This window comes from Rugosimonospora africana (assembly GCF_016862975.1).
Classification (GTDB): Bacteria; Actinomycetota; Actinomycetes; order Mycobacteriales; family Micromonosporaceae; genus Rugosimonospora; species Rugosimonospora africana.
Genome location: NZ_BONZ01000076.1, coordinates 60,214 through 80,470, shown reverse-complemented (window position 1 = coordinate 80,470; position 20,257 = coordinate 60,214). Strand labels below are relative to the sequence as shown.

At 71.2% G+C, this 20,257-nt stretch carries 22 protein-coding genes; 12 read left to right on the top strand and 10 right to left on the bottom strand.

All coding sequences use genetic code 11. The features are described 5' to 3' along the window. Positions 1 to 10 precede the first annotated feature (10 nt). The 3 genes from Raf01_RS36040 to Raf01_RS36030 form a co-directional block, all read right to left on the bottom strand. A complete protein-coding gene (locus Raf01_RS36040) occupies positions 11 to 319 on the bottom strand; it encodes a YlcI/YnfO family protein (RefSeq protein WP_203922572.1) in 309 nt (102 codons plus the stop codon). Between the two features lie 2 nt (positions 320 to 321). Further along, on the bottom strand, positions 322 to 615 hold the full coding sequence (locus Raf01_RS36035; protein WP_203922571.1) for a hypothetical protein: 294 nt from the start codon (positions 613 to 615) through the stop codon (positions 322 to 324). Between the two features lie 117 nt (positions 616 to 732). Further along, positions 733 to 1,107: a MerR family transcriptional regulator gene (locus Raf01_RS36030; protein ID WP_203922570.1), complete on the bottom strand. Its 375-nt coding sequence runs from the start codon at positions 1,105 to 1,107 to the stop codon at positions 733 to 735. A 113-nt stretch (positions 1,108 to 1,220) separates the two neighbouring features. On the opposite strand from Raf01_RS36030, the gene Raf01_RS36025 reads away from it, so the two are divergent. The 4 genes from Raf01_RS36025 to Raf01_RS36010 all read left to right on the top strand — a co-directional run bounded on the left by Raf01_RS36025 (position 1,221) and on the right by Raf01_RS36010 (position 4,133). Next, on the top strand, positions 1,221 to 1,946 hold the full coding sequence (locus tag Raf01_RS36025; RefSeq protein ID WP_203922569.1) for an ABC transporter ATP-binding protein: 726 nt from the start codon (positions 1,221 to 1,223) through the stop codon (positions 1,944 to 1,946). Further along, complete coding sequence (locus tag Raf01_RS36020) at positions 1,946 to 2,683, top strand: ABC transporter permease (RefSeq protein WP_203922568.1); 738 nt, start codon at positions 1,946 to 1,948, stop codon at positions 2,681 to 2,683. The genes Raf01_RS36025 and Raf01_RS36020 overlap by 1 nt, the downstream gene beginning before the upstream one ends. Before the next feature lie 38 nt (positions 2,684 to 2,721). Continuing rightward, a complete protein-coding gene (locus Raf01_RS36015) occupies positions 2,722 to 3,318 on the top strand; it encodes a TetR/AcrR family transcriptional regulator (protein WP_203922567.1) in 597 nt (198 codons plus the stop codon). 74 nt (positions 3,319 to 3,392) lie between these two features. Next, positions 3,393 to 4,133, top strand: a complete 741-nt coding sequence (locus Raf01_RS36010; protein ID WP_203922566.1) for a class I SAM-dependent methyltransferase — start codon at positions 3,393 to 3,395, stop codon at positions 4,131 to 4,133. 3 nt (positions 4,134 to 4,136) lie between these two features. Here Raf01_RS36010 and Raf01_RS36005 read toward each other — a convergent pair whose 3' ends face one another. Next, on the bottom strand, positions 4,137 to 4,517 hold the full coding sequence (locus tag Raf01_RS36005; protein WP_239134241.1) for a GatB/YqeY domain-containing protein: 381 nt from the start codon (positions 4,515 to 4,517) through the stop codon (positions 4,137 to 4,139). A gap of 102 nt (positions 4,518 to 4,619) precedes the next feature. Here Raf01_RS36005 and sigJ point away from each other — a divergent pair, with 102 nt between their 5' ends. Next, a complete protein-coding gene (gene sigJ / locus Raf01_RS36000) occupies positions 4,620 to 5,498 on the top strand; it encodes an RNA polymerase sigma factor SigJ (RefSeq protein ID WP_203922564.1) in 879 nt (292 codons plus the stop codon). Positions 5,499 to 5,595: 97 nt separating this feature from the next. Next, on the top strand, positions 5,596 to 5,937 hold the full coding sequence (locus tag Raf01_RS35995) for a DoxX family protein (RefSeq protein ID WP_203922563.1): 342 nt from the start codon (positions 5,596 to 5,598) through the stop codon (positions 5,935 to 5,937). A 31-nt stretch (positions 5,938 to 5,968) separates the two neighbouring features. Here Raf01_RS35995 and Raf01_RS35990 read toward each other — a convergent pair whose 3' ends face one another. Beyond that, the gene (locus Raf01_RS35990) at positions 5,969 to 7,753 is read right to left on the bottom strand and encodes an ABC transporter ATP-binding protein (protein ID WP_203922562.1); all 1,785 of its coding nucleotides are present in this window, start codon (positions 7,751 to 7,753) and stop codon (positions 5,969 to 5,971) included. After that, positions 7,750 to 9,495, bottom strand: a complete 1,746-nt coding sequence (locus Raf01_RS35985) for an ABC transporter ATP-binding protein (protein ID WP_203922561.1) — start codon at positions 9,493 to 9,495, stop codon at positions 7,750 to 7,752. The genes Raf01_RS35990 and Raf01_RS35985 overlap by 4 nt, the downstream gene beginning before the upstream one ends. A gap of 157 nt (positions 9,496 to 9,652) precedes the next feature. On the opposite strand from Raf01_RS35985, the gene Raf01_RS35980 reads away from it, so the two are divergent. Next, positions 9,653 to 10,288: a TIGR03085 family metal-binding protein gene (locus Raf01_RS35980; RefSeq protein WP_203922560.1), complete on the top strand. Its 636-nt coding sequence runs from the start codon at positions 9,653 to 9,655 to the stop codon at positions 10,286 to 10,288. A 110-nt stretch (positions 10,289 to 10,398) separates the two neighbouring features. On the opposite strand, the gene Raf01_RS35975 is transcribed toward Raf01_RS35980, so the two are convergent. Both Raf01_RS35975 and Raf01_RS35970 read right to left on the bottom strand, forming a co-directional pair. Continuing rightward, entirely contained in the window at positions 10,399 to 11,739 is a 1,341-nt protein-coding gene (locus Raf01_RS35975) for a sensor histidine kinase (protein WP_373319674.1), read from the bottom strand. 40 nt (positions 11,740 to 11,779) lie between these two features. Further along, a complete protein-coding gene (locus Raf01_RS35970) occupies positions 11,780 to 12,454 on the bottom strand; it encodes a response regulator transcription factor (protein ID WP_203922559.1) in 675 nt (224 codons plus the stop codon). 153 nt (positions 12,455 to 12,607) lie between these two features. Here Raf01_RS35970 and Raf01_RS35965 point away from each other — a divergent pair, with 153 nt between their 5' ends. The 3 genes from Raf01_RS35965 to Raf01_RS35955 are packed head-to-tail and all read left to right on the top strand — an operon-like array spanning position 12,608 to position 15,637. Continuing rightward, the gene (locus tag Raf01_RS35965) at positions 12,608 to 13,765 is read left to right on the top strand and encodes a LolA family protein (protein WP_203922558.1); all 1,158 of its coding nucleotides are present in this window, start codon (positions 12,608 to 12,610) and stop codon (positions 13,763 to 13,765) included. Beyond that, positions 13,762 to 14,748, top strand: a complete 987-nt coding sequence (locus Raf01_RS35960) for an ABC transporter ATP-binding protein (RefSeq protein ID WP_239134240.1) — start codon at positions 13,762 to 13,764, stop codon at positions 14,746 to 14,748. Before Raf01_RS35965 ends, Raf01_RS35960 begins: the two co-directional genes overlap by 4 nt. Further along, positions 14,735 to 15,637: an ABC transporter permease gene (locus Raf01_RS35955; protein ID WP_203922557.1), complete on the top strand. Its 903-nt coding sequence runs from the start codon at positions 14,735 to 14,737 to the stop codon at positions 15,635 to 15,637. Before Raf01_RS35960 ends, Raf01_RS35955 begins: the two co-directional genes overlap by 14 nt. 18 nt (positions 15,638 to 15,655) lie before the next feature. Here Raf01_RS35955 and Raf01_RS35950 read toward each other — a convergent pair whose 3' ends face one another. Next, positions 15,656 to 16,012, bottom strand: a complete 357-nt coding sequence (locus Raf01_RS35950) for a GntR family transcriptional regulator (protein ID WP_203922556.1) — start codon at positions 16,010 to 16,012, stop codon at positions 15,656 to 15,658. Between the two features lie 141 nt (positions 16,013 to 16,153). Between Raf01_RS35950 and Raf01_RS35945 the strand changes: the two genes are divergently transcribed. Continuing rightward, positions 16,154 to 17,953, top strand: a complete 1,800-nt coding sequence (locus Raf01_RS35945; RefSeq protein ID WP_203922555.1) for an AMP-dependent synthetase/ligase — start codon at positions 16,154 to 16,156, stop codon at positions 17,951 to 17,953. A 76-nt stretch (positions 17,954 to 18,029) separates the two neighbouring features. Here the strand turns inward: Raf01_RS35945 and yczR are convergent, their stop codons facing one another. Next, positions 18,030 to 19,472, bottom strand: a complete 1,443-nt coding sequence (gene yczR, locus Raf01_RS35940) for a MocR-like transcription factor YczR (RefSeq protein WP_203922554.1) — start codon at positions 19,470 to 19,472, stop codon at positions 18,030 to 18,032. Positions 19,473 to 19,531: 59 nt separating this feature from the next. Between yczR and yczE the strand changes: the two genes are divergently transcribed. Continuing rightward, a complete protein-coding gene (yczE, locus tag Raf01_RS35935) occupies positions 19,532 to 20,245 on the top strand; it encodes a membrane protein YczE (protein WP_239134239.1) in 714 nt (237 codons plus the stop codon). The last annotated feature ends 12 nt before the right edge of the window (positions 20,246 to 20,257 follow it).

The following is a 20,257-nucleotide window of genomic DNA, read 5'->3' as shown; positions in this document are numbered from 1 at the left end:
GTTCAGGGCGTCACGCCGCCCGGTTGTGACTCGCCAGCGCGGCCAGTGCGCGGCGGACGTCGGCCAGCGGTACCGTCGCGGTGTCGTCCAGCTCCGCCAGCCCCGCCTCGATGAAGTCCCGCATCAGCGTGGTGATCGGTACGTTGCGGGCCGCCGCGGCCACCTGGAGCCGTTCGTACGTGTCCAGTGGCATTCGCAGCGACCGGCTGACCATGGGCGCGGCGGTGTCCGGGGTGGACAGTGACGCGTCGGCACCGCTGGCGAGCACGTCGCTGAGGCTGCCGCCGATCGCCTCGTTGATTTGCTTGTCCCGCTTCATGACTAACCCCCTGCAGCGACCTTTTCGAACATGGCCACCTCGTCCGGCCACATGTGCCGCGCCGCGATGATGTCCCAGTCGTTGTCGTCGCGGTCGGACTCCGCGAGGAACACCACCAGATACCCGCCGTCGGTCTGCGCGAACACCACCTTGACGTCGGTCTCGTCCAACTCGTCGCCGAGATGGCGAATGACCCGGCGCAACGCGGTCAACGCGGACCACGCGTGCATCGGGCTCACCCCATAGACCGCCAGGTTGTGCAGGCCGTCGGTCGTGAAGCTGTAGCGCTCCTCCACGTGACTCACCGTACCACGCGCGTGGTACGCGGTTAGTGGTTGACGAACTGCGGGGAAGCGTCGTTGTACCGAGCTCCGGCCCGGGTCAGCGGCCAGGCGTTCCCGGACGCCGTTGCCTCATCGCTGGTCTTGCTCCATCTGCCGGTAGATCTCGATCTTCACGTTGATCGCTTCCAGGTCGCGTTGCAGGTCGGCGATGCGCTCCAGGACCCGTTCCTTGTGCTCCTCGAACAGCCGCCGCCGCTCGGACACCGTCTGCGGCCCCAACCGGGCCAGCTCGGCGTACCGGCGCATGTCCCGCACCGACATCCCGGTGGTCCGCAACCGGGTCAGCAGAATCAGCCAGTTCAGGTCGCCGCTCTCGTACCGGCGCCGCCCGGCGCCGTCCCGGTTCACCGGCTCGACCAGACCCTCCTGCTCGTACCAGCGCAGCGTGTGCGTGGAGAGTCCAACCTTGGCCGCCGCCTCGCCCACTGTCAGCCCGCGATTCATGTCAACCAGCCTTCCCCTTCGAGTGCGCTCGAAGTCAAGAGAACCACGCTTGCCCAGGTTCAAGATTTCACCTAGCGTTGAGTTCAACGCGTGATGAAATAGGGGAGGAGATCATGGCAAGCGCGGTTGAGGTCCAGGACCTCGTAGTGATCCGGGGAAAGAAGACCGTGCTGCACGGCATCAGCACGGCAGTGCCGGAGGGTCGCGTCACCGGCCTGTTGGGCCCGAGCGGCAGCGGCAAGACGACCCTGATGCGCGCGATCGTCGGCGTGCAGCGGGTGCACTCAGGCCGGGTCGGGGTGCTGGGTCACCCGGCCGGCGCATCGGCGCTGCGTCACCAGGTCGGATACGTGACGCAGGCGCCCAGCATCTACGCGGACCTGACCGTCCGGGAAAACGCCCGCTATTTCGCCAGCCTCTATCCGGGCGTCACTCACCGGGACGCCGACCAGGCGATCCGTGACGTCGGCCTAGCCGAGGCGGCCGACCAGTTGGTCCGCACCCTGTCCGGCGGCCAGCACAGCCGCGCCTCCCTGGCATGCGCGCTGCTCGGCAACCCCCGGCTGCTGATCCTGGACGAGCCCACGGTCGGCCAGGATCCGGTGCTGCGCGACGAGTTGTGGCAGCGGTTCCACGCACTGGCCGCCGCCGGCACGACGCTGGTGGTGTCGAGCCACGTCATGGACGAGGCCAGGCGGTGCGACCGGCTGGTGCTGATCCGTGAGGGCCGGGTGGTGGCCGACGACACCCCCGACGCGGTACGGGCGAGTGCCGGCACCGACGATCTGGAGAACGCGTTCCTGCGGCTGATCCGGCAGCGGAACGAGGTGGCGGCGTGATGTCGGCGACGATCCTGTTCAGTACGACGGCCCGGGTGCTGCGGCAGCTCACCCACGACCGGCGGACCATCGTCATGGTCATCGCGCTGCCGCTGGTCCTGTTGACCCTGGTCTACTACCTGTTCCAGAACTCCCCGGGGACGTTCGACCGGATCGGTCTGGTCATGCTGTGCGTGTTCCCGTTCGTGCTGATGTTCCTGATCACCAGCATCGCGATGCTGCGCGAGCGCACCAGCGGCACTCTGGAACGGCTGCTGACCACTCCACTGCACAAGCTGGACCTGCTCTTCGGGTACGGCATCGCGTTCGGCCTGCTGGCCGCGGTCCAGGCCGCCGCGGCCACGGCCCTGGCTTACTGGGCCTTCGACATGCACACCGCGGGCAGCCCGGGGCTGGTGATCGTGATCGCGGTCGCCGACGCGATCCTGGGCATGGCGCTCGGCCTGTTCTTCAGCGCGTTCGCCGCCAGTGAGTTTCAGGCGGTGCAGTTCATGCCGCTGGTGGCGTTTCCGCAGGTTTTCCTGTGCGGGTTGTTCGTCGCCCGGGATCAGATGGCAGGCTGGCTCCACGCACTGTCCACGGTGATGCCACTGACCTATGCGGTACAAGGGTTGCAGGAGGTCGGCGGGCACCCCGATCCGACCGGTCTGATGTGGCGGGACCTGTGCGTCGTGGTGGGAGCGGCTGTCCTGGCGCTCGGCCTGGCCGCGGCGACCCTGCGCCGCCGGACGGGTTGACCGACGGGCGGGCGCGACGGAAGAGGAGAAACGAGCAGGTGGCACGTACCGGCCGGCGGCCCGGTAAGCAGGACACTCGGGAGGCGATCCTGCGCGCGGCTCGGGAGGCGTTCGCCGACCGCGGCTTCGACCAGGCGTCGATCCGTCAGATAGCGACCAGCGCCGGAGTCGATCCGGCGCTGGTCCATCACTACTTCGGCACCAAGGAGCAACTGTTCCTGGCGACGGTCGGGGCGCCGATCGACCCGGGCACCCTGTTCCCGCACGTACTCGAGGGCGGCATCGAGCAGGTGCCCGAGCGGCTGGTGGGCACCTTCGTGCGCCTGTGGGACGACCCGGTCCTCGGGTCGGCCGCGGTGGCTCTGGTCCGCAGCGCGCTGCAGCACGACTGGTCCGCCCGGATCGTGCGCGAGTTCCTGACCACGCAGATCCTGCGCCGGGTGCTCAACCAGCTCGACCTGGAACCGGCGGAGGCGCCGATGCGCGGGTCGCTGATCGCGTCCCAGATGATCGGCATGGCGATGATCAGGTACGTGCTGAAGCTGGAGCCGCTGGCCAGCGCCGCCCCGGAGGCGGTGGTCGCGTCCCTGGCGCCGACGATCCGGCGGTACCTGCTGGACCCCCTGCCGTCCTGATCCGCAGTACGCCCGATGCAGTGACCCAGGTGAATGACTCCTGGTCGGCGCCGGTGTGCGCGTACCCTGAACCCGTGCCCGTACCGTTCGACCGGGTAGCCAGCCGGTACGACGCCACCCGCGGCGGGCCGGCCCGCGGCCGGCAGATCGGCATGGACGTACACCGCTGGCTGGCGCCGGGTCCGGTGCTGGAGGTCGGCGTGGGCACCGGGTTGATCGGAGCCGAGCTGTTCGCCCGCGGGCATCCGGTGGTCGGCCTCGACCTGTCCGCCCCGATGCTCACCGTGGCGCGGGAACGCCTGCCCGGCCGCGTGGTGCGCGCCGACGCCCTCGCACTGCCGATCGCCACCGGCTCGGTGGGCAACGTGGTGATCGCCGCCGTACTGCACCTGGTCGACGACCTGCGGTTGGCGGTCGCCGAGGCGGCCCGGGTGCTGGTACCCGAGGGCCGGCTGGTCATCGTGCACGGGCGGTCGGTACACGACCCGGACGACATCGAGGAGGCGCTGCGGCCCCTGGCCCGGCTGCGCGCCCGGCGACCCGACTCGGAGCTGGCGATCCTCGACGCGGCCAGGGTTGCCCGGCTGCGGTCGGTGGCCGACACGATGACCGGCAAGGTGTCCTTCGAGGAATCCCCGGACGACGTCGCCGACCGGCTGGAGGAGCGGGTCTTCTCGTACCTGTGGGGGCTGGACGAGGACGCCTGGGAGCGGCAGGTGGTACCGGCGATCGACCTGCTGCGCGACCTGCCCCGGCCGGGCGGCAAGCGGTACCGGGCGGCGAGGTTCGCGCTCAGCGTGTACGCGAAGCCCTGAGCGTCAGCCGGCCAGGTGCGCCGACAGTACGGCGGCCTCCGAGCGCAACTGCTCGGCCCGCTCCGGCCGGCCGGCCACCTCGTACTGGCGGGCGGCCGTCTCGCGCTCGGTCAGCTCGGCCCGCACGATGCTCTCCACCTGCTCCGGCGTGAGTACCAGCCGCTCAACCTCGGCCGCGCCGACACCGACCGGGATCTGCTCGATCGCCAGCTGTTCGTCGATCGCGGCCGGCCGGTCGACCGCCTCCGCGTTGTCCAGCGCCGCCAGCGTCGAGCGCAGAACCGTGACCGCGACCCGATCGCGGGCCTTCATGGCAATCGGAAGCGCGGCGCGCAGCCGCTCCCGGAGCGGGACGGTGGGCTCCGGCGTGATCTCACCTGACACGGCGGGGACGCTACCGTCAACGACCTGGGCGGGCGACCGAAATAGCCGGACCTCGCCTCCGGCGAGGATGACAGTCCCGCGAGCATCGCGGACCATCGGTGGGTGACCCGGGAGACGACGAGTGAGCGGCACGAGCAGTCCTTCACGGAGCACCGCGGACTGCTGTACGCCATCGCATACCGCATGCTGGGCAGCGTCACGGAAGCCGAGGACGTGGTGCAGGACGCGTGGCTGCGATGGAGCCGCGTCGAGCGGGCCGCGGTCGAGGATCCGGAAGCCTTCCTGGTCCGGACGACGATCCGGTTGGCGATCGATCAGCTGCGCAGCGCCCGGGCACGGCGGGAGTTGTACGTCGGCCCGTGGCTTCCCGAACCACTGCTCACCCGGCCGGATGTGGCCGACGACGTGGTTCGGGCCGAATCCGTCTCCACCGCGCTGCTGGTCGTCCTGGAGACGCTGTCTCCGCTGGAACGTGCGGTCTTCGTGCTGAAAGAGGCGTTCGGGTACCGGTACACCGAGATCGCGCGGCTGCTGGGGCGCGGGGAGCCGGCGGTACGGCAGCTCGGGCACCGGGCCAGGCAGGCGGTCGAGAGCCATCGACGCCGGTACGACACCGATCCCGTGACCCAGCGGACGGTCACGGAGCGGTTCCTAGCCGCCTGTACCGACGGCGACATCGCCGGGTTGATGAAGGTCCTGGCCCCGGACGTGACGATGGTGAGCGACGGCGGCGGCCTGACCGGAGCGCCGCGCAAGCCGGTCCACGGGTCGCGGCTCGTCGCCCGGGCGATCGTCGTCCTGTCCCGGCAGCGACCGGCGGACTCGAGCGCCCAGGTGCGGCAGGTCAACGGAGCCCCGGGCATCGTCGTCAGCTCGGGCGCGACGCCGGTACTGGCGATGATCCTGCACTCGGTCGACGGAGCGGTTCAGACGGTGCACGTCGTCAGTAATCCGCAGAAGCTGACCGGCATCATCGTCTGACCCGATCTCCCGCAAGCGCCATGTCACACATCGGCACGGCGCACCGTCCGTGGGGGCGACCAATCAGCCGCCGCCTCTCACGGATCTGGAGCCACCGATGTTTACCGCCTACCTCACGCTGACCCTGCTCGCCGTCGCCTTCACCGGATCGGCCGCGGTCGCCAACCTGATCGGACACGCCTATCCGAAGAAGGAAGCGGACCGGAACCGGATACCCCGCTCATGGGTACGGCCGTTGGGCATCCTCCTGGGCGCCGGTGCCCTCGGATTGCTGGCCGGCTTCGTCGTGCCGATCCTGGGTACGCTCGCCGCGGCCGGTCTGGTGCTCTACTTCGTCGTCGCGCTCGGTGCACACGTGCGGGCGGGCAACTACCGCCTCGGCGCCTGGGTCGTGTACTTCGGACTCTGCCTGGCCACGCTCACCGTCCACCTCGCGTAGAAGTCCACCTCGCGTAGACGGAGCGGTGGGGTCAGGTGCCCGACGTCGACATCCCGTCGGCCCGGGTCTGCTCCAGCCAGGACGCGTAGAGCTTGGCGTACACCGAGCCCGACTCGCGCAGCAGCGTCGCGTGCGGTCCGCGCTGCACCACCCGGCCGGCGTCCACCACGATGACCTCGTCGGCGCCCTCCGCCGTGGACAGCCGGTGCGCGATCGCGACCGTGGTACGCCCCCGGGTCACCGCGTCCAGCGTGCGCTGGAGCCGTACCTCGGTCGCCGGGTCGACCGCACTGGTCGCCTCGTCGAGTACCAGCACGTCCGGGTCGGCCAGGTACGCGCGGGCGAGCGCGACCAGCTGCCGCTCCCCCACCGACAGCGCCTCGCCCCGCTCGCCCACCTCGGTGGCGAGGCCGTGTGGCAGCCCGTCGAGCCAGTCCGCCAGACCCAGCTCGGCGAACGCGGTGCCGACGTGCTCGTCGGTCAGCTCCGGCCGGCCGAACCGCACGTTGTCGGCGACGGTCGCGTCGAACAGGAAGCCGTCCTGGGGCACCATGACCACTCGCCGGCGCAGGCTGTCGAAGCGGACGCCGGTCAGCGTCTCGCCGCCCACCAGCACCTGGCCCCGGGTCGGATCCATGAGCCGGGTCAGCAGCTTGGCCAGCGTGGTCTTGCCACTGCCGGTCTCGCCGACGACCGCGACCCGGCGCCGTGCCGGGATCTTGAGATCTACCTTCGTCAGGACGTCGGGCCCGCCCGGGTACGCGAACGAGACGTCCTGGAAGTGCACCTCCAGGGGACCGGCCGGCAGCTGTACCCCGCCGGTGCCCGGGTCGGCGACGTCCGGCTCCACGTCCTGGATGTCCAGTACCCGTCGCCAGCCCGCGATCGCGTTCTGCGCCTGGCTGATCACCTCGGTCATGGTCTGTACCGGCTGGATGAACAGCACCACCAGGAACAGGAACGCGGTCAGCCGTCCCAGGGTCACCCCGTGGCCACCGACCCCGAGCGCGGTACCGACGACGACCGTGCCGGCCGTGGCCACGGCAGCGGACAGCTCACCGAACTGGCTGCCGAACACGGACATCCGCTGGGACCGGTACTCGGCCCGCCGGTTCCCCTCGATGGTGGCGTCCAGCCGCCGCGCGGTGCGCTCCCGGATCCCGTACGCCCGGATCACGCTCGCCCCGACCACGCTCTCCGCGATGGCCGCGAGCATCGCGCCGACCGCCACCCGCACGTCGCCGAACAGGACCGACAGCCGCCGCTGGAACCACCGGACGGCCAGGATCATCGGCGCGAACGCGAGGTAGACCACGAGGGTCAACTGCCAGGAGTAGACGACCATGACCACGGTCGTGACCAGCAGTTGCCCGGTGGACAGCAGCAGGTTCACGCCGCTGTACTGGAGGAACTGGCTGATCTGGTCGATGTCGGTGGTCACCCGCGACACCATCGACCCGCGCCGCTCGGACTGCTGGTGCAGCATCGACAGGTCGTGGATGTGCCGGAAGGTGCTGGTGCGGACCTCGGCGAGCGCGGTCTCGCTGGTGACGTAGAGCCGGACGTTCATCCAGTACCCGGCGAGCGTGGTGATCACCAGGATCGCCACGGTGATCGCGACGATGGACACGATCCGGTTCAAGTCGGGGCCGCCCGGCGCTTCGAGGCCGCCGTCAATCCCCTGCTGGACCGCGACCGGGGCGACAACCCGCCCGGCCGTCCCGACCAGACCGAGCGCGATCGTGCCGGCGAACCCCCGGCGCAACTGCGGTGACATGGCCAGTCCCCGGCGCAGCGCGCCCACCTTTTTGGTCATGCCTCCACCTGCTCGTACGCCCGGACCAGGGCGGCGTACCCGGGCACCGTGTCCAACAACTCGGCATGGGTGCCGCGGGCGATCACCCGGCCCTGCTCGAGATAGATCACCTCGTCGGCCAGGGCGATGGTGGCCCGCCGGTACGCGACCACCAGCACCGAGCTGGCCTGTTCGGCGGTCCGCAGCGCGCCCAGGATCGCCGATTCCACCCGCGGGTCGACCGCGCTGGTCGCGTCGTCGAGGATCAGCATCCCGGGGCGCCCGGCCAGGGCCCGGGCCAGGGTGAGCCGCTGGCGCTGGCCGCCGGACAGCGAGGTGCCCCGCTCGCCGACCGCCGTGTTCAGGCTGTCTGGCAGCGCGGCCACGAAGCCGTCCGCCTGGGCCAGCCGCAGTGCCTGCCAGACCTCGGCGTCGTCGATGTCGCCCCGGTCGAGGGTGACATTTCCGCGTACCGTGTCGTCGAACACGAACGGCACCTGGGGCACCAGCGCCACCGAGCCGGCCAGCGCGGCGGCGGACAGCTCCGGCAGCGGCCGGCCGTCCAGCGTCACGGTGCCCGAGTCGGGGTCGACCAGCCGGGCGGCCAGCGAGGCGATCGTCGACTTGCCGGAACCCGTGGGGCCGACCAGGGCGACGGTCCGCCCGACCGGCACCTCGAAGCTGACGTCCTGGAGCACCGGTGGTCCGTCGCTGTACGCGAAGTCGACCCGGTCGAAGCGCAGCGCCGTCGCGCCGGCCGCGGGGCGGCTCTCGGCGCCGTACACCATGTCGCCCGAGGCGGTGAGTACCCGCTGCACCCGCTCCCAGCCGACCACCGAGCGGGGCAGCTCGGCCAGCACGTACCCGATCGCCTGGACCGGGAAGCCCAGCACGGTGAACAGGAACGACACGCTCACCACGTCGCCGATGTTGATCGCTCCGGAGCGCAGTCGCAGCGCGCCGACCAGCAGCACGGCGACGGTGCCGAGGGTGGGCAGCGCGTTCAGTACCGGGTCGAACAGGCCACGCACCCGGCCGACGGAGATCATCGCGTCGCGCAGTTGGTCGACCCGCTCCGCGAACCGGCGGGTCTCCGACTCCTCGCGACCCATCGCCTTGACCACCAGCGCGCCGTCGAAGCTCTCGTGCGCCACCGCGCTGACCTCGGCGCGCAGTTGCTGAGCGCGGGTCACCCGGCCGCTCACCGACCGGGAGTAGAGCACGTTGACACCGAACAGCAGCGGGAACAGCGCGATGCCGACCAGGGCCAGCACCCAGTCCACCAGCAACAGCGAGACCACCGCTGCGACCAGCATGACGATGGCGCCGACCGCGAACGGGAACGGCGCGATCGGGTACCAGGCGGCCTCGATGTCCGCGTTGGCGTTGGAGAGCAGGACGCCGGTGGCGTGCCGCTGGTGCCAGGCGATCGGCAGGTCCAGGTACCGGCGGGTGACCTGGCGCCGGTACCGCGCCTCCAGGTTGAACTGCATCCGGCCGGCGCCGAGCCGGCGGCCGAAGACACCGATCACCTTGAGTATCGAGACCGCGATGATCAGAGCGGCACCCAGGGCGAGGCTGCCGGCGACCACCCGGTGCGCGGAGAAGGCCGGTACGGCGACCCGCCCGACCACGGCGCCAACGACGTACGCACTGGCCACCGTCATGATCGCGAACAGGCTGCTACCCAGCACCCCGAAGAGGAACATGCCAGGTTCGTCCCGAATAGCCCGCCCCAACAGTCGCAGCCCGCGACCGAGCATGTCAGTACCTCCCCCGCTTACGGCCGTTACAGTATTACGGCATCGCGTAACCTCGGCGCAACGCGGTTCACTGCTGGCGCAACGCCCTGCCCGCGGGTCGGCGCAGCGCCCGCCGCAGGTCGGCGCAAAGCCTGCCGGCAGGGCCTAAGCTCGACGGGTGGCCGCGGTCAATTACGCCCGATCTGAGCGGGCGAGCCTGTGTGACCTGTTCGTCCGGCTCGGACCGGATCAGCCGACGCTCTGCGCCGGCTGGCAGACCCGCGACCTGGCCGCCCACCTCGTGATCCGGGAACGCCGGCCGGACGCCGCGGCCGGGATCATGCTGCGGTCGCTGGCCGGGCACACCGCGAGAGTCCAGGCCGCGATGGCGGCCCGGCCGTTCGATCAGGTGATCGACGCGATCCGGCATCCCCCGGCGTGGTCGCCGATCTCCGGCATCGGGCCGGTCGACCGCGCCGCGAACACGGCGGAATTCTTCATCCACCACGAGGACGTGCGCCGCGCCCAGCCGGACTGGCAGCCCCGGGCGCTGGAACGGCAGCACTGCCAGGCGCTGTGGAAGGGGGTGCCGCTCGCCGCCCGCCGGGCGCTGCGGGGCTTCCCGGCCTCGGTACAGGTGGTGGCCCCCGGGTACGGGCAGCTTCAGGTCGGTACCGGGCCCGAGGTCCGGCTGGTCGGCGACCCGGGCGAGTTGGCGATCTTCCTCACCGGCCGGCAGGGGTCGTCGCGGGTGGAGCTGACCGGGCCGGAGGAGCTGACCACCCGGCTACGCGAGGCGAAGTTCGGCGCCTGACCCGCCCGGGCCTGATTCCGCGGCGCCCGATCCTCGCCGGGTCTGACCCGCCAGCCGGCAAACCCCGCCGCGCCTGATTGGCCGCACCTGATCCGCCGGCCGGACCGGTCTCAGTCCGGCTCCGGTTCCGGGCGCGGCTGGAACGCGACCGCCACCCGCAGCCCCGGAGCGGCATCACCGAGAGTGATCGTCCCGCTGTGCAGCCGGACCAGCTCGCGGACGATCGCCAGGCCCAGGCCGGCTCCGCCGGAATCTCGGGCGCGGGCGTCATCCAGCCGGGTGAACCGATCGAAGACCCGGTCCCGGTCCCCCGGCGGGATGCCCGGCCCGTCGTCGGTGATCGTGACCACCACCCGGTCCGCCGACCTGCCCGCCGCGACCGTGACCCGGGACGCCGCGTGCCGTACCGCGTTGGTCACCAGGTTGTCGATCACCTGGCGGAGCGCCACCGGATCACCGATCGTCCACTGTGGATCGCCGGGCACGACGGTCACCGGTACCCGGGCGCCGGCCGGTACCACGTCGCGCAGGAGTGCGGTCAGCTCGACCGGTTCCCGGCGCCGCAACCGGGGGTCGCCCTCCTCCGCGCGGGCCAGCAGCAGCAGGTCGTCGACCAGGCGGCTCAGCCGGTCCACCTCCACCGCCAGGTCAGGGATGGAGGCCGGCTCCCCGATGTGCTCGGCGACGTCCAGCTGGGTACGCAGCGACGCGATCGGGCTGCGCAGCTCGTGCGCGGCATCGGCGACGAAGTCGCGCTGGCGCTGCCGGGCCGCGTCCAGCCGACCCAGCATGCGGTTGAGGGTCAGGCCGAGCCGATGCACCTCGTCGTCGCCCTCCGGCACCGGCAGCCGGCCGACCTGGCCGGCGCTGATGTCCTCGGCGCCCTGGCGCAGCACCTCGACCGGGGCCAGCGCCCAGCCCACCACGTGCCAGGCCAGCCCGGCCAGCGCGCCGACCAGCAGCGGGTACGCGATGAGCAACACGTCCCGGACGATGAGCACGCTCTCCTGCACGTCCCGGTCCGGCGCGGCGACCAGTACCGTCTCGCCGCCGGACTGCGCGACCACCACCCGCAGCTCTCCGGTCAGCCCGATCCGGTTCGCCGGCACCACGATCACCCGCCCCGCCCGGGCCCTGGCCAGTTCGTCGCCGTGCAGCACCGGCCGCAACCGGTCGGCACCGACCGAGGCGGCACGGATCCGGTCCTGCTGATCGAGGACCTGGATGTACTGGGTACCGGCGGTGGGAATCGGGTCGGCCAGCACCTTGGCCGAGATCAGCGACGCGATGTCGGCGGCGGTACCGCGCGCCCCGTCGTCGACCGCCCGGATCAGCACGAAGCGCAGCACGGTGACCAGCAACAGGCCGCCCAGCAACAGGCCGACGGCGAGGCCCACGCTGCCGATGAGGATCAGCCGGCCGCGCAGGGTGAGGCGGCGGAACCAGGTCACTCCTCGGCCCTCCAGCGGTGCGCCGGGAAAGTGGGTCCGCTCACCCGGCCGCGGCCAGCCGGTACCCGGCGCCCCGGATGGTCTGCAGCGAACGCTGCCCGTACGGCTGATCGATCTTGCGACGCAGGTACCCGACGTAGACCTCGACCACGTTCGGGTCGGTGTCCGCGCCGGCGTCCCAGACATGGTCGAGCAGCTCGGTCTTGGTGACCACCTGATCACAGCGGCGCATCAGGTACTCCAGCAGCGCGTACTCCCGGGCCGTCAAGCTGATCTCCTGGCCGTCGCGGCTCACCCGGCGGGTCGCCGGGTCCATGCTCAACGAGCCGGCGACCAGCACAGGGGGGCGCTGCGGCGCACCCCGGCGCAGCAGCGCCCGGATCTTCGCCAGCAGCACCACGAACGAGAACGGCTTGGTCAGGTAGTCGTCGGCGCCCGCGTCCAGTCCGTCCGCCTGGTCGTACTCGCCGTCCTTCGCCGAGAGCATCAGCACCGGTACCCAGTTGCCCTCGTCGCGCAGTGTCTGGATGATCCGGTACCCGTTGAGCTTGGGCAGCATGATGTCGAGCACGACGGCGTCGTACGGCTCGTGCCGGGCCGCCTCCAGGCCGGCGATCCCGTCGCCGGCGAGGTCGACCACGTACCCCTCGGCACACAGCCCGCGCTGCAGCGCCCGAGCCAGCCGAGGCTCGTCCTCCACTACCAGCAATCGCACGAGACCCAGAATGACACGTTTTTTGTTTGCCCCGATTCCGCCGGTCTCAGGACCAGCACAGGATATGTCAGACAGGATGGAAGGTGACAACCAGTAACCAAGGCGCCACGCGAACACTACGGCGCCCACAGGTCACCGAGGAGGCCGAAACCCATGTCCGTGATGGCATCAAGGCCGATACTGCGATGGGCCCTGCCCGCCGGCGTGGTGGTGGCCGTCCTTGGCGGTGGAGTGGTCAGCAACCAGCTGCGCGCCGCGGCCAACGTGACGCTGCCCGAACGCAGTCCGGCCCAGCTGATAGTGGACGTACAGAGCGCGAACCTGACCGGGGTCTCCGGGACCGTCGTGGAGAAGGCCGCGCTCGGCCTGCCCACGCTGCCCGAGCGCCTCGGCGGCGACGGAAGTTCCCAGCTCAACTCCCTGATCAGTGGCTCGCACACGCTCCGCGTCTGGTACTCCGGGCCGGACAAGACCCGCGTCGCCCTGCTCGGCGCGGTCGGCGAGTCAGACATCATCCGCAACGGCAACGAAGCCTGGATCTGGTCCAGCACCGGCAACACCGCCACCCACCTCACCGTGAAGGACACACCCGGCGTCATGCACCCGGGCCTGGGCGCGAGCGCCGGTGTCCTGCCCAGCATGTCCAGCGTGCCCATGACTCCGCAGCAGGCCGCGAGCGCGGCGCTGGCCGTCCTGGGCCAAACCACCCGGGTAAGCACCGAACCCGGCACGCGGGTCGCCGGACGTTCGGCGTACGTGCTGTCCATCGCTCCCAAGGACACCAATTCGCTGATCGACCGCGTCCGGGTCGCGATCGACGGCGCCAAGCACGTTCCCACCCAGGTCGAGGTGTTCGCCAAGGGCCACCCGAACGAGGCGGCCTTCTCCATCGGGTTCAGCCAGGTCGACTTCAGCCGCCCGAATGCCGACCGGTTCGCCTTCACGCCGCCGGCCGGCGCGAAGGTCGACGACCAGACCGTCGACCCGGCCCACGCGTTCGACCAGGTCGCCAAGCCGCCGACCGCGGTGATCGGCTCCGGTTGGACCTCGGTGCTGGCGACGCGGCTGCCGAAGGACCTGAACCCCGCGGCGCCCGGTGCCGGTGCCGGCGCCCAGTCAGGCAAGGGCCTGGGCCTGGACATGGTCCTTAACACCCTGCCGCAGGTCAGCGGCGCGTGGGGCCACGGGCGGCTGTTGCAGTCGCGGCTGTTCTCGGTGCTGTTCACCGACGACGGCAGGGTGCTGGCCGGCGCGGTCAGCGGTGACCGGCTGCAGGCGGCCGCGGCGGACCCGGCGGCGGCGCTGCGGTGAGTTCTCCGGCGTTTGCCGACCACGGCACGGTACAGGCCGTGCGGGACCCGGCCGAGCTGGCGATCAGCTCGGCCGGGTTGACCAAGCGGTTCCGGTCCGGCCAGGTCGCCGTCAACGCCGTCGACCTGGCCGTACCCGCCGGTTCGGTGTACGGCTTCCTCGGACCGAACGGGTCCGGCAAGACCACCACGATCCGGTTGCTGCTCGGGCTCATCGGCCCGACGTCGGGCAGCCACGAGTTGCTCGGCGAGCCGATGCCCGGCGGTTCCGCCCGGGTGCTCCCCCGGGTCGGTGCGCTGGTCGAGGGGCCGGCGTTCCACCCGTACCTGTCCGGTCGCGCAAACCTGCGACGGCTGGACGCCGCCGACCGTACCGTGGACCCGGCGACCGCCCGGGTACGCATCGACGCCGCCCTGGACCGGGTCGGGCTGCGCGCCGCCGCGGAAAAGCGGTACCGGCACTACTCCCTCGGCATGCGCCAGCGCCTGGCCATCGCCGGCGCCCTGCTGCGCCCGCGTGACCTGCTGATCCTCGACGAGCCGACGAACGGCCTGGATCCGCAGGGTACCCGCGAGGTGCGCACGCTGCTCGGCACGCTGGCGGCCACCGGTACCACCGTCGTGCTCTCCACCCACCTGCTGTCCGAGGTGGAGCAGATCTGCACGCACGTCGGAGTGATGCACCTGGGCAACCTGGTCGCCCAGGGCACCCTCAGCGAACTGAGAGCACGCAGCGCGGCGCGCGCCGAGGTCGAGACGCCCACCCCCGAGCGGGCCGCCGCGACCCTGCGGGTACTCGGCCTGTCCGACGTGTCGTCCGCCGGGGGGCAGGTCTCCGCGCTGCTCGGGGACGTCGAACCGGAGAAGGTGGTCGCCGCCCTGGTGCACGCGGACGTACCGGTGCGCGGGTTCGCGGTGCGCCGCGCCGGCTTGGAGGAGATGTTCGTGCAGCTGACCGGGGAGGGCTTCGATGTCAGTGGCTGATCTGCGCCAGTCGAGCGACCCGGCTCGGGTGCCGTCCGGCGGCCCGGTCGGTGCCGTGGTGTACCGGCCCCACGCGGTGTCCTCCCGCTTCTTCCGCTCCGAGCTGCTGCTCATCTTCGGCCGGCGGCGCAACTGGGTCGGCGGGTTGATCCTCGCCACCGTGCCGATCCTGATCGCGATCGCGGTCAAGGTGTCGCCGCCCTCGCCGGGCGGCGGTGGCATGAACTTCCTGAACCAGATCACGCAGAACGGGATCTTCGTCGCCCTCTCCGCCCTGACCCTGGAGATGCCGCTGTTCCTGCCGCTCGCGGTCGCCGCGATCGCCGGTGACACGGTGGCCGGCGAGGCGCACCTGGGCACGCTGCGGTACCTGCTGACGGTGCCGGTGGACCGCACCCGGTTGCTGGTCGTCAAGTTCGGTGCCATCGCGGTGTTCGCGCTGGTCGCCACGCTGCTGGTGGCGCTCGTCGGGGCGATGCTGGGGTTGGCCCTGTTCGGCGGCGGCCCGGTGGTCACCCTGTCCGGTACGACGCTGCCGTTCTGGACCGGGGCCGCCCGGCTGTTGCTGGTCATCGCGTACATCACGATGTGCATGACCGCGCTGGGCGCGATCGGACTGTTCGTGTCCACGCTGACCGAGCAGCCGATCGGGGCCACCATCGCCATCCTGGTGCTGGCACTCGGCAGCGAGATCATGGACGCGATCCCGCAGCTGTCCGTGATCCACGAGTACCTGCCGACGCACTACTGGGCCGCGTTCGGCGACCTGCTCCGCGACCCGATCTCGACGGCCGCGGTGGTGCCCGGGATCTGGTCGGCGTTGGCGTACACGGCGATCTTCGGCGCCGCCGCGTGGGCCCGCTTCGGTGGCCGGGACGTCACCAGCTGACCGCCGCGGCCGGCACGCTCAGAGACACGTGATGGCGGTGCCGCCCGGAAGGATGTCGAACGAGCCGTTGGCCCGGACCAGGCAGACCGGGGCGACCGACGCCACCACATCACCGGGGCGCAGCCTCACGGCCGTCACCATGCACGAGAAGTGACGGACGCCGCCGTCGGCCGGCCCGTCGTCCGCGAACAACCCCTCCGCCCGCAGCAGAGCCATCGCTTTCCGCAGCGTGGTGCGGCTGCAACCGAACTCCTGCGACAGCTCGTCCTCGGTGGGCAGAGCGCGCCCGCGCTTCCACGCTCCGGACAGGATCCGCTCACGCAGTTCGTCGGCGACTCGTTCCCACAGTGGCCTGTCGGCATCGGCAGAAATCATGCCCCGACGCTACATCATGACGTAGGTACGTCGACACCCTCGATCTCGAACATGAATCAATGTCGCGGACGCCTGGATTACGCGCGGGGGACCGCCTACCCTTCGGTAACAAACCTGGAGAGCAGCGAAGGGCTCACAACCATGGCGCTGGACGTCCCGTACCGCTCTATTCCCGACATGGTCCGTCGCCGGGTCGCGGCCACCCCGGACCGGCAGGCGCTGGGCTATCCGACGCCGGAGGAGCAGGTCGGCTGGCTGACCTGGGCGGAGGTGGGCGCGCGGGCGAACGCCATCGGCGCCGGACTGATCCGGCTGGGCGTGCGGCCCGAGGATCGGGTCGCGATCCTGTCGAGCACCCGGACGGAGTGGATCCTCGCCGACTTCGGCGTGATGGCCGCCGGCGCCGCCACCACCACGGTCTACCCGACCACCACCCCCGACGAGGCGGTGTTCATCGTCCGCGACTCCGGGTCGAGCGTGGTGATCGCGGAGAACGCCGAGCAGGCGGCCAAAATCGCCGAGGCGGGCCCGCGTGCGGTGATCGTCATCGACGGCACCGCTCCGGGCGCGACCAGCCTCGCCGACGTGGAACGATCGGGCGCCGCCGCGCTGGCCGAGGATCCCGGCCTGGTCGACCGCGTCATCGACGCCATCGAGCCGGACCAGCTGGCCACGCTCATCTACACCTCCGGCACCACCGGGCGCCCGAAGGGCGTCGAGCTGCTGCACCGGGGCTGGTGCTGGCAGGGCATCGTGCAGGCGGAGACCGGCGTGATGCACGACGACGACCTCCAGTACCTGTGGCTGCCGTTGTCCCACTCGTTCGGCAAGGCGCTGATCTGCGGGCTCACCCACGCCGGGCTGCCCACCTATGTGGACGGTCGGGTAGACCGGCTGGTGGAGAAGCTCGGCCTGGTGCATCCGACGCTCATGTGCTCGGCGCCCCGGGTATACGAGAAGGTCTACAACGCGGTCGTCAACGCGGCGATGAGCGGCGGAGGGGCGAAGGCGAAGATCTTTACCTGGGCCGTACGGGTGGGTCGGGAGGCGCTGGGGCACGAGCAGTCCGGCACGCCGATCCCGGCCGGCCTGGCCATGCGGCGCCGGATCGCCGACCGGCTGGTGTTCAGCAAGCTGCGCACCCGGCTCGGCGGGCGGATGCGTGCGCTGGTCTCCGGATCCGCCCCGCTGGCCCCGCAGATCGCGGAGTTCTTCGCCATCGCCGGGCTGCCGATCCTGGAGGGGTACGGGCTGACCGAGTCCAGCGCGGCCAACTTCGTCAACCGGGAGGGTCAGGTGCACATCGGCACCGTCGGCACCGCGATGGGCGACCTGGAGTGCCGGCTGGGCGAGGACGACGAGATCCTGCTGCGCGGCGCCCCGGTCATGCGCGGGTACCACAACCTGCCGGACGAGACGGCGGCCGCGTTCACCGAGGACGGCTTCCTGCGCACCGGCGACATCGGCGAGTTGACCGACGACGGATACCTGCGGGTGACCGACCGCAAGAAGGACCTCATCAAGACGTCCAACGGGAAGTACGTCGCGCCCTCGCACCTGGAGGGCCTGTTCAAGTCCCTGTGCCCGTACACCTCGCAGGCGCTGCTCATCGGCCAGTCCCGCAACTACTGCACCATGGTGGTCACGCTGGACCCGGACGCGATCGCCGCCTGGGCGCAGGGCGGCCCGCTGGCCGGCCGCCCATACCAGGAGATCGTCACCTCGCAACCGGCACACGAACTCGTCGCCGGCTACATCGAGCAGCTCAACGCCCAGCTCAACCGCTGGGAGACGGTGAAGAAGTTCGTCATCCTGCCGCGCGACCTGTCGGTGGAGGACGGCGAGCTGACCCCATCGATGAAGGTCAAGCGCCGGGTGGTGGAGAAGTCGTTCGCGGACGACATCGAGTCGATGTACGCCGGAGCACTGGCCGACATCTGAGCGGCTGGGCGGGCGCCGTGGGCGAGAGCGCCCGCGAGCGCCGGCCCGCGAGCGATGGCCTCCCGGCCGATCGGAGCTACGCGACCAGCGCCGGGGTGTCGTACCCGCGCGGATAGGGCGCGTCCAGGTCCCCGCGCGCCTCGACCATCCGGTCCACCGCCTCCAGCAGGTCACGTTCCGGCAGCGTGAACGGCATCCGCAGGAAGCGCTCCATGGTGCCGTCCATGCCGAAGCGCGGCCCGGGCGCCAGCCGGATGCCGTACCGCTCGACCGCCCGGCACAGCGGGCTGGAGATCGGCGCGTCCAGTTCGAGCCACAGCGTGACGCCACCCGCCGGTACCCGGAACCGCCACTCCGGCAGCCGCTCGCGCAGGGCGGCCATCAGGACGTCGCGCTGCCGCCGCAGCCGGACCCGCCGCGCCTCGACCACCGAAGACGCGTGGGCCAGCAGCCGGGCCGCCACCAACTGGTCGAGTACCGGCCCGGACATGTCCACGCCGACCCGCACCGCGGCGAGCCGTTGCACCACCGGAGCGGCCGCCCGGACCCAGCCGATGCGCAGTCCACCCCAGTACGTCTTGCTCATCCCGCCGATGGTCAGCACCCGCGCGTGCCGGTCGAACGACGCCACCGGCAGAGGCATCTCCTCGACGTCGAGCGCGAGGTCCACAAAGGACTCATCGATGATCAGGTCGGTACCGGCGGAGTGTGCGGCGGCCGGCAACCGCTCGCGCAGCGGCTGCGGCATCAGGTGGCCGGTCGGATTCTGGAACTCCGGGATCAGGTATGCCACCCGGGGCCGGTTCTGGCGCAGGTTGTCGAGCAGCAACTCGCCGTCCCAGCCCGCGTCGTCCAGCCCGTAGGTGAGCATCCGGGACCGCCGCGCGGCGAATCCGACCAGCGCGTTGGGGTAGGTCGGCGACTCCACCAGCACCGGCTGGCCGACCGGCACCAGCAGCCGGACCGCGAGGTCCAACGCGTTCTGAACACCACTGGTGATCATGATCTGTTCCGGGCTGGTCGGCAGGCCACGCCGGGTGTAGCCGTCCGCCACCGCGGTGCGCAGCTCGATGAGCCCGACCGGGTGGTAGCCGGCGTCGCCGAGATAGCGGGGCAGGTCGGTCAGCGCCTCGGCGGCCGCGACGGTCAGCTCCGGCGGCGCGTCCAGCGCTGCCCGACCGAGATCGATCATGTCGGGTGTGGTGCTCGGGCTCCAGATGCCGGCCGCACCCACCCGCGCGCCGCCCGGCATCGTGGTCCAGCTTCCGGCGCCGCGCCGGCTGGTCACGTGGCCGCTCTCCCGCAGCAGCCGGTACCCGGCGGTGACCGTGGTCCGGCTGATGCCCAGGGCGGTGGCCAGCTCACGCTCGGCCGGCAGCCGCAGGCCCAGCGCCAACCGGCCGTCGTTGAGCAGACCGCGTACGGCAGTGGCGAGCGCCACATAGTCGGGGATGCCCCGACCGGCATCCCACCGGCCGAGCAAACGGGCCAGTTGCCGCCCATGGAGCACGCTCGTCACGACCAAACCCCCGGAATTGGCTCTTCCCTTGCCGTCGATTGGCCCTCAGAGTGGCATCCGTGACGCGAATTGGCAACCTCCGGCCCCATCGCCCGGCACGCCGGCTGACCCAGCTCTACACCGGCCTGGTCCTGTACGGCGTGAGCACCGGCCTGATGATCCAGAGCCACCTCGGCAGCATGCCCTGGGACGTCCTGCACCAGGGCATCGCGCGCCGCACGGGGCTGGCGTTCGGCTGGGTGTCCATCGGCGTCGGCGCGGTCGTGCTGCTGTTCTGGATCCCGCTGCGCCAGCGTCCCGGCCTCGGCACGATCAGCAACGTACTGGTCATCGGGCCGGTCGCCGACCGTACGCTGGCGTTCCTGCCCGTACCGCACCCGATCGCGGCACGTGCCGGGCTGCTGGTCGCCGGCATCGTGCTCAACGGGCTGGCCGGTGGGCTCTACATCGGCGCCTCGTATGGCCCCGGGCCGCGGGACGGCCTGATGACCGGGCTGTCGGCCCGGACCGGCCGGTCGATCCGCCTGGTCCGGACCGGGATCGAGGTGGTCGTGGTGGTGGCCGGCGCCGTGCTGGGCGGCGTGTTCAACGTGGGTACGGTGCTCTACGCGCTGACCATCGGCCCGCTGGTGCAGCTGTTCCTGCCCTGGTTCACGATTCGCCGGCCGGCACCGGGAGGGGTCGCCGCCGCCACGACAGCCGCTCCGATCGCCCCGGACCCGGCGCCGGGCACGCCGGACGCCGCGCCGGACCTCGCGCCCGACGCGGCGTGAACTGTTCAGTCC